17 protein-coding genes are annotated in these 16,512 nt (G+C 38.1%); 11 read left to right on the top strand and 6 right to left on the bottom strand.

The genetic code is table 11. The features are described from left to right. Nucleotides 1-117 precede the first annotated feature (117 nt). From HLV59_RS12835 to HLV59_RS12815, 5 genes are all read left to right on the top strand, one after another. Complete coding sequence (locus HLV59_RS12835) at nt 118-462, top strand: hypothetical protein (protein WP_171430116.1); 345 nt, start codon at nt 118-120, stop codon at nt 460-462. 124 nt (nt 463-586) lie between these two features. Further along, nucleotides 587-1,603, top strand: a complete 1,017-nt coding sequence (locus HLV59_RS12830) for an aspartate carbamoyltransferase catalytic subunit (protein WP_002121555.1) — start codon at nt 587-589, stop codon at nt 1,601-1,603. Nucleotides 1,604-1,615: 12 nt separating this feature from the next. After that, nucleotides 1,616-2,851: a dihydroorotase gene (locus HLV59_RS12825; protein ID WP_171430115.1), complete on the top strand. Its 1,236-nt coding sequence runs from the start codon at nt 1,616-1,618 to the stop codon at nt 2,849-2,851. A gap of 213 nt (nt 2,852-3,064) precedes the next feature. Beyond that, entirely contained in the window at nt 3,065-4,492 is a 1,428-nt protein-coding gene (locus tag HLV59_RS12820; RefSeq protein WP_171430114.1) for an OmpA family protein, read from the top strand. A 93-nt stretch (nt 4,493-4,585) separates the two neighbouring features. Beyond that, nucleotides 4,586-5,365 carry a Rossmann-like and DUF2520 domain-containing protein gene (locus HLV59_RS12815; protein ID WP_171430113.1) on the top strand — a complete coding sequence of 260 codons (780 nt, stop codon included), beginning with the start codon at nt 4,586-4,588 and terminating at the stop codon, nt 5,363-5,365. A gap of 13 nt (nt 5,366-5,378) precedes the next feature. On the opposite strand, the gene HLV59_RS12810 is transcribed toward HLV59_RS12815, so the two are convergent. Further along, nucleotides 5,379-6,005 carry a glutathione S-transferase family protein gene (locus tag HLV59_RS12810; RefSeq protein WP_171430112.1) on the bottom strand — a complete coding sequence of 209 codons (627 nt, stop codon included), beginning with the start codon at nt 6,003-6,005 and terminating at the stop codon, nt 5,379-5,381. A 383-nt stretch (nt 6,006-6,388) separates the two neighbouring features. On the opposite strand from HLV59_RS12810, the gene HLV59_RS12805 reads away from it, so the two are divergent. Further along, nucleotides 6,389-7,102, top strand: coding sequence for a hypothetical protein (locus HLV59_RS12805; RefSeq protein ID WP_087089374.1), 714 nt, complete (start codon nt 6,389-6,391; stop codon nt 7,100-7,102). Between the two features lie 5 nt (nt 7,103-7,107). Then, nucleotides 7,108-7,953, top strand: coding sequence for an ADP-ribosylglycohydrolase family protein (locus tag HLV59_RS12800; protein ID WP_171430111.1), 846 nt, complete (start codon nt 7,108-7,110; stop codon nt 7,951-7,953). A 59-nt stretch (nt 7,954-8,012) separates the two neighbouring features. Here the strand turns inward: HLV59_RS12800 and trmB are convergent, their stop codons facing one another. Then, nucleotides 8,013-8,729: a tRNA (guanosine(46)-N7)-methyltransferase TrmB gene (gene trmB, locus HLV59_RS12795; protein WP_216606720.1), complete on the bottom strand. Its 717-nt coding sequence runs from the start codon at nt 8,727-8,729 to the stop codon at nt 8,013-8,015. Between the two features lie 145 nt (nt 8,730-8,874). Between trmB and HLV59_RS12790 the strand changes: the two genes are divergently transcribed. Continuing rightward, a complete protein-coding gene (locus HLV59_RS12790) occupies nt 8,875-11,313 on the top strand; it encodes an ExeM/NucH family extracellular endonuclease (RefSeq protein ID WP_171430109.1) in 2,439 nt (812 codons plus the stop codon). Nucleotides 11,314-11,520: 207 nt separating this feature from the next. Next, entirely contained in the window at nt 11,521-12,132 is a 612-nt protein-coding gene (locus HLV59_RS12785; protein ID WP_016141668.1) for a glutathione binding-like protein, read from the top strand. A gap of 61 nt (nt 12,133-12,193) precedes the next feature. Here HLV59_RS12785 and HLV59_RS12780 read toward each other — a convergent pair whose 3' ends face one another. Together HLV59_RS12780 and ahpF are read right to left on the bottom strand one after the other, a co-directional pair. Continuing rightward, nucleotides 12,194-12,538: a hypothetical protein gene (locus HLV59_RS12780; RefSeq protein ID WP_016144711.1), complete on the bottom strand. Its 345-nt coding sequence runs from the start codon at nt 12,536-12,538 to the stop codon at nt 12,194-12,196. A 174-nt stretch (nt 12,539-12,712) separates the two neighbouring features. Continuing rightward, complete coding sequence (gene ahpF / locus HLV59_RS12775; RefSeq protein WP_163119992.1) at nt 12,713-14,278, bottom strand: alkyl hydroperoxide reductase subunit F; 1,566 nt, start codon at nt 14,276-14,278, stop codon at nt 12,713-12,715. Nucleotides 14,279-14,534: 256 nt separating this feature from the next. On the opposite strand from ahpF, the gene HLV59_RS12770 reads away from it, so the two are divergent. Together HLV59_RS12770 and HLV59_RS12765 are read left to right on the top strand one after the other, a co-directional pair. Beyond that, a complete protein-coding gene (locus tag HLV59_RS12770) occupies nt 14,535-14,753 on the top strand; it encodes a DUF1653 domain-containing protein (protein WP_171430108.1) in 219 nt (72 codons plus the stop codon). A gap of 45 nt (nt 14,754-14,798) precedes the next feature. Then, on the top strand, nt 14,799-15,386 hold the full coding sequence (locus tag HLV59_RS12765; protein ID WP_016144714.1) for an O-methyltransferase: 588 nt from the start codon (nt 14,799-14,801) through the stop codon (nt 15,384-15,386). A gap of 67 nt (nt 15,387-15,453) precedes the next feature. On the opposite strand, the gene HLV59_RS12760 is transcribed toward HLV59_RS12765, so the two are convergent. Both HLV59_RS12760 and ahpC read right to left on the bottom strand, forming a co-directional pair. Beyond that, nucleotides 15,454-15,669 carry a KTSC domain-containing protein gene (locus tag HLV59_RS12760; RefSeq protein ID WP_005070287.1) on the bottom strand — a complete coding sequence of 72 codons (216 nt, stop codon included), beginning with the start codon at nt 15,667-15,669 and terminating at the stop codon, nt 15,454-15,456. Nucleotides 15,670-15,863: 194 nt separating this feature from the next. After that, nucleotides 15,864-16,427, bottom strand: coding sequence for an alkyl hydroperoxide reductase subunit C (gene ahpC / locus HLV59_RS12755; protein WP_003652649.1), 564 nt, complete (start codon nt 16,425-16,427; stop codon nt 15,864-15,866). Nucleotides 16,428-16,512: the final 85 nt, after the last annotated feature.

Here is a 16,512-nt window from a genome sequence, read left to right as displayed (position 1 = left end):
TAATACAGTAAAAGTGGTATGTATTTTGCTAACTCAATCCTATCAATGGTTATTTAATTAACAAACGAAGCTATTTTTTAACCATTTTATTATTTTAAAGTGATGGGGGAATAATAAATGAAAGACATGATGGGGAATGGTTTTATTGCTAATGCAGATGCTTTCTCAGTGGCTACTCAGATCTATGTTCGCATGCGTAGGGTGACGGGGCGGGTAATAGATGCAATGTACGTGGTTCAAAATAAAGATTATGCAAAATATGTCATTACGCTTGCCCTAGAAACAGAGGATGACGAACTAAAACGATGTGTTGGGCGGTTGAAATCGTTGGTTGACACAATACCTGAGCCTTCTCAAAAAGAAAAAATTGCTGTTGTTAAAGTCGATGAAGAGTCGGAAATTACTGCCGAGGATATTTATCGGGCACAAGTTCCGCACCATTACATTGGTGCATTAAGGTAATTGCCAATAAGGTTCTAAATTTTCTGGTCAATTTAGGGCCTTATTCTGTAAAGTTCTTCTGCGAAAAGAGCGGAATTCAGCTACACTATGCACGTTTTCGCGATTCGACCCATAGGAATCCATTATGCATATTGCAGCGTTGCATCAACCGAGCCAGGTTCAGCTCAATCAAGACGGAAATTTAAAACATTTTTTAACGATTGAGGGACTTTCAAAAGAAAACCTCACCAAGATTTTAGATACCGCACAAAGCTTTTTAGATGATAATAATAATTTAATTAACCGTCCGCTCTTAGAGGGGTTGACGGTTATGAATCTCTTCTTTGAAAACTCCACACGTACCCGTACTACTTTTGAAGCAGCAGCAAAACGTTTGTCTGCCAATGTATTGAACATCGATATTGCACGTTCAAGTACTTCAAAAGGTGAAACTCTGCGCGATACGCTTTGGAACCTTGAAGCAATGGCAGCGGATATTTTTGTTGTTCGCCATTCATCTTCGGGTGCTGCACATTTCATTGCTAAAGATGTATGTCCAAAGGTCGCGATTATTAATGCAGGGGATGGGCGTCACGCTCATCCAACGCAAGCGATGCTTGATATGCTGACTATTCGCCGTGAAACTAAAAAACCATTTGAAGATTTAAGCGTTGCTATTATAGGGGATATTAAACACTCTCGCGTAGCACGTTCGGATGTAGCTGCACTGCAAACATTGGGCTGTAAAGACATTCGTGTGATTGCACCGAATACATTATTGCCAGTGGGCTTTTCGGAATATGGCGAGCACGTTCGCTTGTTTAACAAGATGGATGAAGGCATTACTGACTGTGATGTGATTATTGCCTTACGTATTCAAAACGAACGTATTGACTCTCCAGCATTGTCTTCACAGTCTGAATTTTACAGAATGTATGGTTTAAACAAAGAACGTCTTGGTTTAGCTAAACCGGACTGTATTGTGATGCATCCGGGACCAATGAACCGTGGTGTAGAAATTGATTCAAGTGTTGCTGATGGAGATCAGTCGGTTATTTTGAAACAAGTAACCAATGGTATTGCAGTTCGTATGGCAGTATTGGCGTTATCAATGCAAGGCCAACTCCAAGAGCAAGGTTTAATTGAAGCGATTACGTTGTAAGGAATGGATCACATGAGTATTGTAAAAATTGAAAATGTACGTGTGTTAGACCCAATCCAGAAAACAGACAGCGTACAAACTGTATATATTGAAAATGGCAAGTTGGTTGCGCAAGTTGAGCACGTTGAGCAAACCATTGATGGCCAAGGCAAATGGTTAATGCCAACCATGGTTGATTTGTGCGCGCGTTTGCGTGAACCGGGTCAACAGCAACATGGGACATTGAAATCGGAAGGCAAGGCAGCACGTGGTAATGGTATTTTGCATGTCATTACTCCGCCTGACTCAAAGCCGATTGTACAAGACAATGGTGCTCTCATTCATGGCCTGATTGAAAAAGCATGGCATGATGGTGGCATTCATATGCATATCATTGGTGCTCAAACCCAAGGCTTAAATGGTAAACAACCAGCGAATATGGCGGGCCTGAAAAAGGGTGGTTGTACTGCTGTTTCTAATGCAAATGCTGCTTTTGAAAATGACGATGTCGTTATTCGTACCTTGGAATATGCAGCGGGTCTCGGTTTAACAGTTGTGTTTTATGCTGAAGAGCCACAGATTGCTAAAGACGGATGTGCTCACGAAGGCTTTATTGCTTCTCGCCAAGGTTTGCCGATGATTCCGGCAATTGCTGAAACTGTGGCAATTGCAAAATATTTGCTTATGATTGAAGCAACTGGCGTAAAAGCTCACTTTGGTTTGTTGTCTTGTGGTGCATCAGTTGAATTAATTCGTGCAGCAAAAGCAAAAGGTTTACCTGTAACTGCCGATGTCGCAATGCATCAGTTGCATTTAACTGAACATTTAACGGATGGTTTCAATTCGCTTGCGCATGTTCGTCCACCATTGCGTTCTGAGCAAGATAAAGAACTTTTACGTCAAGGCTTAAAAGAAGGCGTTATTGATGCAATTTGTACGCATCATGAGCCTTTAAGCAGTTCGGCAAAAATGGCACCATTTGCTGAAACTCAACCGGGCATTACTGCTTTTGATACTTATGTATCTTTAGGCATTCAACTCATTAATGAAGGTTTATTTGAACCTTTAGAGTGGGTTGAAAAAGTAACTAGCGTACCTGCGCAGGTTGCAAATATGACTACGCGTTGGGAAGATGAAGCGGGATGGGTATTAGTCGATCCTGAATTAAGCTGGACAGTAAGCAAAGACACGATTTTATCACAAGGGAAAAATACTCCATTATTGGGTCAAAACCTTACGGGTAAAGTACTTCAAACTTTTGCTAACTGATAAAATGCTTATTTAAAGTAAATTTAAAATATAAACAGGTAGATCAATAAGATCTGCCTGTTTTGTAAATACTAGATGGAAATTTGTATATAAATTATTTAAAAGACAACAAAAGATTGAACGCACATTAGAATAAAAAACTATCAGCAAAGAGAAGTATTTGAATAATCAAAAGTTGCTGGTTACGACGTATAAAATTCGGGAGAATAACCAATGTCGATAAACCCTATAGAACTGCTTAAAGAAAAAGTATCTTCAACATTATTAGATAATCAGGATGGATACCTAGGCGAAAAATCGAATGCTTTATCTAAGTTTTATCCAATTTTACTTTCACTATTAGCTGCTAAACCTGATCTTATTGGACAATTAAAAAATAGTCTGGCTCCCTCGTTATCAGACCTTTTTTCTCATAACGACCAAATCAAGAATACTGTACTGACTCATTTAAGTGGTACAGCACCAAATAATGAAATCGAAAGCACACTCAACAGTTCAATTAAACCTAGCCTTAATGCAATTGCAGACGTTGCCGGAAATGATCAACAGAGTATTGTGAATTATTTACGTCAGCACGCAGAAACAATTCGTTCGCATTTACCGGGATGGGCAGTAGGTCTATTAGCGCCTTTAGGACTTGGTGCAGGTTTATCTTCAGTTACACATGCAACTTCAACAGCTCCGCCATTAGCTGCGGCCAGCGAAAAAACAGGCAAATCTCGTGGGTTCCTCCCTATTATTGCCTTAATTATTTTGGGTCTTATCATTGCTTGGTTATGGCGTTCTTGCCAGCATAAAGAAGCTGTACCAGCACCAGAACCGACAGCTGCAAGTGGTGTTGAAGCTACTACAGCGGCTGCACCTGCGAGTTTAACTTTAAGCACAGATGATAAAGGTGCTGTAAGCCAGTGTCAGGCAGGTATTGGTGATCAAGGATTCTTAGCAACACTACAAACTCAAGTTAAGCAGGTTTTCTCATCAACTCAAGATTGTAATGTGGATACTAGTCAAACCTATGCGGCTGGATTTACAGACAAAGATGCACTTGCAGGAGTACTTGGTGCATTAAAAGGTGTGCCAAATGCATCTTTAGAATGGATAGGTGACAAAATTACTTTGAAAGCAGGTGATGCAGCAGCTTTAGCAGCATTAACCGCAAAAGTAAAAGCTCTTGTTCCTCACACTGAGGTTGTTTCTACTGCACCAGAAACAGCTGAGCAATCTGTAAGCAATAGCTTAACTGCTTCGCAAACTGCTCTAGGCTCAATTGATCCGAATAATGTCGATGTAAATGCATTAGTAAAAGCGCTTAACTTGCAAATCATTAACTTTGCGAGTGGCTCAAGCGATATTCCAGCAGATAACAAAGCCATTCTTGATCAAGCTGCAACACTTTTGAGTAAAGTGACTAATGTAAAATTAAATGTGGGTGGTCATACTGACTCGACTGGTAATGCTGCGGCAAATAAAGCTTTATCACAACGTCGTGCTCAAGCTGTGGTTGACTATTTAACATCTAAAGGTGTAGATGGGTCTAAATTAGTTGCACAAGGCCATGGTTCTGATCAGCCTGTTGCAGAGAACACGACAGAAGAAGGCCGTTTTAAAAACCGTCGTATTGAGTTTTCAGTAGCTCAATAATGCTCTGATGAATTAAAAATTAGTTATTTTAATTTGAAAAAAGCTTCTCATTTTGAGAAGCTTTTTTGTTGAAACAAATAGTGTTGGATTGATATGAAAATCAGTTTGGTGGGAAGTGGGCGAGTTGCCTTTCATTTGGCAAAAGTACTTTTGGCTCAAGGTCATCACATCGTACAAGTCTATGCGCGTGATTTTGAGAAGACCCAGAAATTTGCAGAGAAAATCCAAGCAAAAGCCTGTCAGTCTCTTCGAGAATTTCAACCGACCGATCTTATCTTTTTAGCGGTTTCAGATAGTGCTATTGCAGAGCTTGCAAAACAGGTTCATGAATTATTTCCTGAAACACTTATGGTTCATACCTCTGGTAGCACAGATATTGAAGTTATCAGTCATGTGCATGAAAAAGCAGGGGTATTTTATCCATTACAGACATTTAGCTTTGAAAGAGAAGTCAACTGGTCTGCAACGCCTTTATTTGTTGAAGCGGTAACAGTTACTGATCAAAAACTACTTTTAGACTTAGCAAATAGCCTAAGTAAACAAGTATATCAATACACCTCAAAACAGCGTTTAACTTTACATTTAGCAGCTGTGTTTGCTTGTAACTTTAGTAACTATTGTTTTGATATTGCAAAGCAAGTTGTAGGTAAAGAGCAGGTCGACTTTAGTTTGCTTTATCCTTTAATTATGGAAACAGCAAAAAAAGCCACTGAGAATGATCCAAAGCAGATGCAAACTGGGCCTGCAATGCGAGGTGATCAAAATATCTTAGCAATGCATCAAGATTTATTAGCTCAAGCAGAGCGGGACGACTTAAAGCAGGTGTATCAACTTTTAAGTGATGGCATCGTGAAGCGCCATCACTCGGACTAAGGCTTATTCAAAATTAAGGTTCGCCGTTATTTCCCCATTTTAGGAAACCCGCACGCTGATTTAACAGTTCAAAATATTGATCGACATGCTTAAGCGTTGGATGGTCAAAAGGAGTGGCCTTCCAGCGTTGTACAGACAGACCAATTGGAATATCCGCTAGAGTAAACTCAGTACCTGCAACATAGGCTTGAGTTTTTGCAAGTTGTTGATCGAGAATCTGCATATGATGATTCCAGTCATCAATACCTTGTTGTAATAAGTTTGGATCTTGATGATCTGGAGAATGTCTCAATAGAGACATAATTGTATAAGTCCAGCTGTTATTCAGCTCGATGGCTTGCCAATCAATCCACTGGTCAACAAAGAATCTTTCTTTCGCTTGAGTAGGGTAAAGCTGATGTTCTTTATCATATGCATTTGCCAAATAACGGATAATACTGTTGGACTGCCAAAGGACTAAATCTCCATCTATAACAACTGGAATTTGACCATTTGGATTTAATTGTAAATATTCAGATGATTGAGCAGAGCGAAAGCCTCGACCCCAATCTTCTCTTTCATATTCAAGATTTAATTCTTCACACAGCCATAAGACTTTGCGAACATTAATGGAGTTATCGCGCCCTAAAATTTTTAACATGTGTTGTCCTTAGCAATTTTTAGTATGGCAAGTACTAGTTTCTATAAATAGCTAGATTTGGCTCGATTGGCAATCATTAATTGAGCGGTAGTGTTTGTTTTTTTGAGTGAATGAGAGTTCTTTCTTTTAATGAATAAGCTAGCATATAAAATTTTAGATAACTTAATATTTGGATTAATAAGGGACTAGGAATAAATTCTATAACATAGCCTTTTTATTTAATTTAATACTTAATTATTTGATATTGTTGGTCGTGGATTAAAATTTTTCTCAATATATTAATAAATCTCTATCGAATATGAATTTGTGATAAAACCTAATAACAAGTATAAATTGTTAGATAATGATGAAGTAATAATATTGATTATTAAGGATAAATGTTCATGGCATTTTTAATTGAAGGATCTAATTTGGATGATGAGATATCTTTGGATATGTTTTATCCAGAATCTTTCCGGTCTTTAGATGAACTAATTGTAATTCATGAGGAGAATTTGATTGTTATAAAAGAGAATTGGAGTGGGAAAATGTGTGATACATTTTTTAATTTGCATACTTTAGAAAGGATTGATCCCTTTAAGAGATATAACCAAGAGAATGGAAAAGCAGTTATAGAGACAATTGATGATTTAACAGTGGTAACTACTGTAAGTATTGAGACAGGAACAATGGCCGAATATTTATTCGGTGCTGTTTTTAGAAATGACCAACAAATATTCAAATCTTTTGATGTGAGATATTTTTCTCTACCAACACAATCTACCTATCAAAAATATTTAAATGTTCAATCCAATTTAAGAATGATGCAGAAAAGTAGAGAAGATTTTTTTAAAGACTTTGCTTATTCATCTTTTGAAGAAAAAATCTCAAAACTAAGACAAATCTTTAGAACGAACTTTAGAGCGAATTGCGAGATAGGTTACTATCCAGCTGAGTATTTTTTACCTCAGGAATTATTTGAATCGCTTGATAATGACAGTGAGTTTAGAACAGCACTTTGGGAAGTTTTAAGGCTTGAAGAAAGCGCAACAAATGAGCCAGCATCCGTGATTTTTGATAATTTAATAAAACACTATGTTTATTGTAAAGAGGCTTAATTCTGATGTTGACTGAAATTGCTATTGCGGATGCTTATGGTGCAGGTTTTGAGTTTTGTAGCGAAGAAAAAATTATTTCACTTAATAATTTAGAGTTATATAGCAAGCATGAGCTATACGATATTTTAGGCAAATATACAGATGATACTCAAATGTCGATTGCGATAGTGGAGTTTATATTATCAGATCAAGAATGGACTAAAGAAAATATAGCTTCAAAATTTATAGAATGCTTTAAAAGAGATATGAGATTAGGGTATTCAGAAGGTTTCTTTAATTTATTAAGTAACGTGGAGTCTAGTAAAGAGTTACTTGAATTAATAATACCAACAAGTGAAAGAAATGGGGCTGCGATGCGTTCAGTTCCTATTGGCTTTCTAAAAAATAAAGAAGATGTAATTGCTTTCGCAAAGTTACAAGCACAAATTACACATGATTCACCGATAGGAATCCAATCAAGTTGTGCTGTCGCTTTAACTGCCTATTTTGGAATTCACCAAAAAGGTTCTATTAAGGGTTTAGAGAGTTTTCTAAAATCAGAGCAATATGGAAACTGGGATTATAATTGGAAAGATAAAGTATCTTTAAATGCATATGATACGGTCAGTGCCGCATTAACATGTTTATTGCAACATAGTTGTTTAAGTGAGCTTCTAAAGTCATGTATTAATTTAGGTGGAGATACTGATAGCGTTGCAGCGATAGCTGTTGGTTTAGCTACATGTTTTATAGAATACAAAAAAGATTTACCTATTCAACTTTATAATAATTTAAATGAAGATAAATATGGAATACCTTTTTTATTAGATTTAGAGAGTAAGTTTCTGAAAAAATGCAATTTAGATAATTAATTATGGCACTAAGTCATCAAAACTTAATGCCATATTTTTAAGTAAAAATAATATGCTCTTTACTTAATCTTTTTAAAGATAAAGTCATTAATTTTATGACCTGATTCAATACCACGGCGTTCGAACTTAGTCACTGGACGCCAGTCTGGACGTGGATAGCTGTTGCCTTTACCTGCCAAGTTTTCAAGATCAGGACGATTGTCTAGTACATCAAGCATCCATTCTGCATATGGTTCCCAATCTGTTGCTGCGTGGAATGTACCACCAAGCTCAAGTTTTTGTTCAACCAATTGCATACGCTCATGAATAACAAAACGGCGTTTGAAATGACGTTTCTTTTGCCAAGGATCGGGGAAGTAAAGTTGTACGCAGTTAATGCTGTTGTCTGGCATTTCACGTAAAACCTGAATTGCGTCTGCATCAAGTACACGCAAGTTTTTAAGTTCAGCCATACCTGCTTCATAAAGACACTGAGCAATACCAGGTACGTGAACTTCAATACCCACATAGTTGCGTTCAGGGTTGGCTTTTGCCATAAGCACTAATGAACGACCCATACCAAAACCGATTTCAACAGTTAAAGGGCGTTCTGGATGTTCGAAGTGCTGACGTAAGTCACCAACAGGATATTCCAAAATTAAATCGCGATGTTGTTCTAATGCCGTGCGTTGAGACGTATTAAGTGGTGCTGAACGACGCATAAACGTCACAATTTCACGGTGTTCAGGCAAATTGTCTAAGTCTGCAATTTGCGTTTCTAACTGATCGATCGACATAACCTTGGCAATATTGAAATTCAAATGCGGTATTTTAAGTCTTCATGTGGTCAAGTCAAATGTTTCGGTGTTTTTCTTCATGTAGATGTCATGTTCAATATTTAATCTAAGAATCTATATAAATTTCAAATGAACATATTTACTCATGAAAACTTTTCAATTACGCACACTTTCTGTGCTATTAGGGGCACTTGGTGCTTTTACATTTAGTCCTTGGGCACAAGCACAGCTCATGTTTAGTCAATATGTTGACGGCAGTAGTAACCGCAAAGGTTTGGAAATTTACAATCCGGATGGAACTACAGTTAATTTAGCCGACTATGAAATTCAACAATTTAATAATGGTGGTACAGCAAAAACAGCAACTTTCCGTTTACAAGGTTCATTAACCAGTAAGCAGAAGTTTTTGGTAGGCCGCTCTGAGTTGCAGGCTGAACTTGGTAGTAAAGTAAATCAGGTCTCTGCGTTATCTTTTAATGGGGATGATGCCATTGTGCTTGTGTACAAAGGCACACCTGTAGACCGTTTTGGGCGTATTGGTGAACGCCCAGCAGCGGGATGGGGAACAGCCGTTTCAAGCTTGGGGAATAGTTTTAAGCGTATTGAAACAGAGAATCCAGCTTTAAGTATTGATGCAACTGCAGCATTTGATTTGGACCGTTCATGGTCGGCTTGGACAAACCGAAATGACTTTTCAAATTTATCTGGCTCAACAACACAGCCTCCTGTTGAAACAGTAAGTTGTTCAAGCTCCGATACACCAATTGCTGATTTATCAACTGCAGCACAAAATCAAACTTATACCGTGCGTGGGGTGATTACTGCTGACTATCGTTATGCCAATGGTTTCTCAGGTTTTTATGTTCAGACACCTGACACCAAAGCACGTGCAAATGTCAGTAATGCTATTTTTGTATATATTCCAAATAGTAGTGCGGTAAAAGGTGGGCAAGTTGGCGATGAAGTTATTTTACGTGGTCGTTTAACATCTTATCAAAACCAGTTGCAATTAGATCAATTACAACAAGATATTCAAACCTGTAATAGCAATATGGCAAATCAGGTTCAGCCGATTAGCCTCGAACTTCCATTTGCTAGCTTAACAGGTGGTTCAACCCATTCTCCACAGCGTTATCAAGGTATGTTGGTCAAATTACCTCAGACTTTAACGGTGAGTGAGAATTACAATTACGGTCGTTATGGTGAACTATCTTTAAGCTTAGGCCGTTTATATATTCCAACCAATTTATATCCAGCGTTATCTCCTGAAGCTAAAGCTTTAGCTCAGAAAAATTTATTATCGAAAATTATTTTTGACGACGGCTATAACAACCAAAACCGTACACCTTGGTTACCAAGTAATTTTAGTGCTGCCAATACGCTACGTTCGGGTTATCAACTTAAGAATGCTGAAGGTATTTTGGAATACCGTTTTAATGGTTGGCGTGTGCAACCAGTGCTTGGACGTAATCAACCTGAAATAATTACTCAAACAAACCCGCGTCAAAGTGTCATTACCAAAAATGCTAATCACATTCGTGTAGCTTCATTTAACGTTTTGAACTATGACAATGGTGCAACTGGTTTTCCAACAGAACGTGGTGCAACGACACAAGCTGAGTTTGATAAACAGCACCGTAAAATTGTGAGTGCACTCAAAGCAATTGATGCTGATGTCTACGGTTTAATGGAAATTGCGAACAATGGTTATGGCCCGAATAGTGCAATTGCTCATTTGACCAAAGCTTTAGGTAGTGATTGGAAATACGTTGTTCCTGAAAATCTAGACCGTTTAGGTGGCGATGCAATCGCAGTTGCTATTATTTATAACAGCAAGCGTGTTAGACCTTTGAATAAACCTGTTGTGCTTGATTTGGGCGACAAGAACCGAACAACATTGGCGCAAAGTTTCCAAGCAGTTCGTGGGAATAAAACGTTTACCGTCATTCCAAACCATTTGAAATCGAAAAGCTGTAGTGGGGTGGATGCTAGCTCAAGTGATGCAGACCAAAACGATGGTCAAGGCTGCTGGAACCCGACTCGTGTGAAAGCAGTTGATCAAATTGTGCAGTGGTTAGCGAAAAATCCGACTCAAGTGCCTAAACAAAATGCTTTACTTGTCGGGGATATGAACAGCTACGCAAAAGAAGAACCAATTTTGTCATTTGAAAAAGCGAACTACAAAGTTTTGCTGAATGACGCTAAGGTAGGACAGGGTACTCAGGCATATAGCTATGTGTTTGGTGTTGCGAGTGATTCCAATGGAAATGGTGGAGCAGGTAACCTAGACCATGCAATTGCGGATGCGTCTTTATATCCAAAAGTAGTAAGAACCTTTGCATGGCATATCAATGCTGATGAGCCAACGGCGTTAGACTACAATGAAGAATATAAAACTGATGAGCAAAAGGCTTTGTTCTATGGTGAAGATGCTTATCGTTCTTCAGATCATGACCCTGTAATTGTCGATCTAGATTTAAATGGAAAAGACTCAAGTCATCCTGATGATGATAAGAAAAACGGTATTTTTGATTTCTTAACTGAATTAATGAATTGGCTTAGCCAGCTTTTTAAGCGTAATTAACGGAAAAGTTGCGTGACGCAAATGTGTTTTATCATATTTTAAACAATCGTCACGCAAGACAACTTGCAAGGAATAACTTTTTCAAGAATATTAGATGGTGTAAGTATTTTATAAGTTTACGCTTTTTTACAATTAAGAAATTGGGCAAACCTTGCAGGTTTTCTAGAAGCAATTTAAAACGTTAATATGAGATAACAAGGATCAGATATGAAATTATATTATTCGCCAGGCGCATGTTCTTTAGCTGCACATATTATTTTAAATGAAATTAATGTTGATTTTGACTTAGAACGAGTAGATTTAAAAACACATAAAACAGAAAAAGGCGCCGATTATTACGAAATCAATCCAAAGGGATATGTACCAGCTTTAGAAATTAACCCTGGTTTAATGTTAACTGAGAACGTTGCGATTTTACCTTTCCTTGCTCAGCACGATCCTAAGCAGGACTTAATTCCACCATCGGGTATGGGCCGTGCGAAAGTGTTGGAGTGGTTGGGGTATTTGAACTCTGAATTACATGATGCTTATGCAGTATTCTTTGGGGCGCCGTTAACAACTGATGAAAAAACCAAAGCTTATGCTGAAATTGATCGTCTTTTAAAATATATCGATAACTATTTGTCTGAATCTGACTACGATTATTTGGTAAATGATAATTTTGGTCCAGCAGATGCTTATCTATTTGTTTTAACAAATTGGTCAAACTCAATTGAGCACGATTTAACACCTTATAAGCACATTATTGCATTACGTAATAAAGTTGCCGAGCGTCAATCTGTACAAATTGCGATGCGTGATGAAGGCTTAATTTCATAATAGATTTTAATAGCCAAAAAAAGCCCCTAATCAATAGGGGCTTTTTTTATACTAAAGACGATTAGTGTTGAGCGTCTTTTTTCACTTCAGCAGCGGTATTTTCAACTGCTTGAGCTGTATCAGCAGTTGCTTTACGAGCTGTCGCTTCAGTTTGCGCAGCAGCATCAGCGGTTGCATCAGCAGCGTTGTCAGCAGCAGCATCAATCTTCTCGGCAGCATTATCAGTTGCAGTAGCGATATCGTCAGCAGCTTTATCACCAGCAGATTTGATATCAGCACTTGCTTGTTGTGCTGCGTTTTCTAAATGTTCACCTGTAGTCGCCCCAGTTTCTGGAGCTTTATCTTTATTACAACCAACAAGGGCAACAGTCGCAGCAAGACCTAAAGCAACAAGTAATTTATTCATTGTGTTTTTCCTTCTAATTCATGGCATCCAAAATTATGGATGTCTAAAATATAAACATAAAGTAAATGATTAATAAAGATCGAAAATTGTTAAAAAGTTGTAACTCTATTATTAAAAAAGCCTAGCATTTTGTAATGCTAGGCCTGAATTAAATCCTAAGAATTTTGGCTGATTTTACTGCCCAGAACGGATGATGTAATCAAACGCAGAGAGCGATGCTTTAGCGCCTTCACCTGTAGCAATAATAATTTGCTTGTAAGGTACAGTGGTACAGTCACCTGCCGCAAATACACCTTGTACATTGGTTTCGTTGCGGTCATTGACAATGATCTCACCACGGTTGGTTAACTCAACTTCACTGTCTTTCAAGAAGTCAGTGTTTGGCAATAAACCAATCTGTACAAAGATCCCTGCAAGCTCGACCACATGCTCTTCATCAGTCGCACGGTCTTTATATTTAAGTCCAGTCACTTGTGAACCATCACCTAGCACTTCTGTACTTAAGGCATTCATAATCACAGTGGTGTTTGGCAAGCTATGCAGTTTGTTTTGCAACACTTGGTCAGCACGAAGTTTGGTATCGAACTCAACTAAAGTTACATGCTCAACAATCCCTGCAAGATCAATCGCAGCTTCTACACCTGAGTTACCACCACCAATCACTGCAACACGTTTACCTTTGAACAATGGGCCATCACAGTGTGGGCAGTACGCAACACCACGGGTACGGTATTCTTGCTCACCCGGTACATTCATTTCTCTCCAACGTGCACCTGTTGAAAGGATCACAGTTTTCGATTCAAGTTTTGCACCGTTTTCAAGTTCAACTTCAACCAGACCGTTTTCAGTTTGGTTGGCACCTGTGATTTTGCTGACACGTTGCAAGTTCATGATATCAACATCGTATTCACGAACATGGGCTTCCATTTCGGCAGCAAACTTAGGACCTTGAGTTTTCTGCACAGAGGTGAAGTTTTCAATATCCATGGTGTCCATCACCTGACCACCAAAGCGTTCAGCCACGATACCGGTGTTAATACCTTTACGAGCAGCATAGATCGCAGCTGTTGCACCTGCAGGCCCACCACCAATGACCAATACATCAAAGGCATCTTTGGCATTCAGTGCTGCTGCATCTTTCTCAGCAGAGTTAGTGTCAAGTTTTGCCACAATCTCTTCAAGGGTCATACGACCTTGACCAATGTGCTCATTGTCTTGGAATACCATCGGTACTGCCATGATTTTGCGTTGTTCTACTTCGTCTTGGAAGAATGAACCATCAATCATGGTTGCTGTGGTGTTCGGGTTGTAAATCGCAATCAGGTTAAGTGCCTGTACTACATCCGGACAGTTATGACAGCTGAGTGATACAAACACATCAAAGTTTGCTTTGAGGTTTAAACCTTTAATCTGGTTGAGTACTTCATCTGAAACTTTAGGTGCATAACCAGACACCTGTAACAGTGCCAAGATCAAAGACGTAAACTCATGACCCATCGGTAAGCCTGCAAAGAACACACGAGGCTGTTCACCTGCTTTAGCCACACCAAAGCTTGGACGACGTGTATTGTTGCCATCAAAACGGGCAGTGACTTGGTCAGAAAGCTCAGCGATTTCAGAAACTAATTCTTTAATTTGAGCAGCTTTATCTGATTCGTCTAAAGCAGCAACTAATTCGATTGGACTTTCTAAACGTTCTAAGTAAGCTTTTAATTGAGTTTTAATGTTTTGATCTAACATCTGTTTTTTACTCCAATGCATCCAAATTCTTTCAATAGAGGCATAGTACGTTAAAACATAAAATAGGTGAAACAGTATGTTTTTATATATTTGATCGGTTTTTTGAATTAAAAATAAATTCACACCTAAGATCAAAAACTTATCTCTATAATGCGCTTTTTTATCTTTTCTAGAGTTTTAAAGTGAAAGTATTTAAAAATTTATATATGTTATATGGCTGTAAAGATTTTATGTCATAACATTAAAAGGTACTTACATGTCATTGCAACGCGGCATTTATCAGCATTATAAAGGTAATCTCTATCAAGTTTTTTCTGTGGCAAAACACAGCGAGACTGAAGAAGAGTTAGTCGTTTATCAGTGTCTTTATGGTGACTATTCAACTTGGGCGCGTCCACTAGATATGTTTACTGAAACGGTTCAAATGGCTGATGGAAGTATCGTGCCGCGCTTTAAGTTAATTCAAAGTACTTAACTCAAACGGCCGTCATATAAAATAACGATTTTAAAAGGTGAATATATGCCAAATACTTTTTTCTTACAAAGAGTTGCCGATTTATATGACACCTTTAAACGACATGATGCTCAGCAAGTAGATCGTTTGCTAAGGTATCGCAATATTGAGGCTGAGTCTGCGAAACTGCTATCGCAATTTATTCGAATGCAGCAAGCCAAATCAATTTTAGAAATCGGGACTTCAACAGGTTATTCTACTTTATGGCTTGCTGAGGCGGCACAAGCAACTCACGGTAAAGTAACCACGCTTGAAATCGATGCCAATCGGAGTAATGAAGCTAAACGCCATGCGACTGAACTGGCATTAGACGAATTGGTTGATTTTTGGGTAGGAGATGCAGCCGACTATTTAAAAGAAGCTCAGGAAACTTTCGATTTTATTTTGTTAGATGCTGAGCGTCCTGCTTATGAAAATTATTGGCCAGATTTAAAACGTTTAATGAAGCCAAAAGGTGGCGTACTTATTATTGATAATGTCATTTCACATGCGGCTGAGGTAAGTTCATTCTTGTCTTTAATTAAAAAAGATGAAAATTTTATGAGCAGTATTTTACCCGTAGGCGCTGGCTTATGTATTGTGGTGGCAAGATAGGCCATTTAAAAAATATGCTTTAGTCGCTCATAAAGGCCTGTTCAACGCAGGCCTTATTTTTATTATGTTATGAAGCATTGACTAAAGACAGGCGAGTAAAATGTAAGTCGAATTCTAAATATTTATGTACAAAAGCAGCTTTGTCTGTTGAGCGTAATAAGTTGTCATAAATAAATTCTGGTACAGGATGATAAAGTTCGCCTGAACCATCGCTATAAAATATTTTTAGATGACGTGAAGTCGCATTGTATTTCCATGAAGTGACTGCCACAGTATTCGCCATAAATTTTTCCCCTTTTATTTCATATGATTTAAGCTCAAAAAACATCGGTTATTTATTCGACATTACTCAAACTTCATGTAATGGGGAAGGGCATAATTGTAAAAGTATCAGTAGAAAATGTGATGTGCTTATTCAAAACAAAAGAACCACCCGATGAGGGGTGGTTCTTTGAGTTTTTAAAATCTAATAAGAGATTAGATTTTACCAACTAGGTCGATAGATGGAGCAAGAGTAGCTTCGCCTTCTTTCCATTTAGCTGGGCAAACTTCACCTGGGTGAGCGTGTACGTATTGAGCAGCTTTTACTTTACGAAGAAGTTCAGATGCGTCACGGCCGATACCACCAGCGTTGAGTTCAACGATTTGGATTTTACCTTCTGGATCGATAACGAAAGTACCACGGTCAGCTAAACCTTCAGATTCAATAAGAACGTCGAAGTTTTTAGAAAGAGTCCAAGTTGGGTCACCAACTAATGGGTATTGGATTTTTTTGATTTCTTCAGAAGTGTCGTGCCAAGCTTTGTGAGTGAAGTGTGTATCAGTAGATACAGCATAAATTTCAACACCAAGTTTTTGGAATTCAGCGTAGTTGTCAGCTAAGTCACCAAGTTCAGTTGGACAAACGAAAGTGAAGTCAGCTGGATAGAAGAATACAACAGACCATTTACCTTTAAGGTTAGTTTCGTTAACTTCAACAAATTGGCCGTTGTGGTAAGCAGTTGCTTGGAATGGTTTAACTTCAGTATTAATCAAGCTCATCATTGTCTCCATGATTGAGGTTTATATTTAAACTTGTTTACGAGATCTAGAATAAATAAAAATTCTTTATTGGGGAAATAGTATT

This window comes from Acinetobacter lactucae (genome assembly GCF_013122135.1).
Classification (GTDB): domain Bacteria; phylum Pseudomonadota; class Gammaproteobacteria; order Pseudomonadales; family Moraxellaceae; genus Acinetobacter; species Acinetobacter lactucae.
The sequence above is the reverse complement of the archived record's forward strand: the minus strand, read 5'-3'. Positions and strand labels throughout refer to the sequence as shown.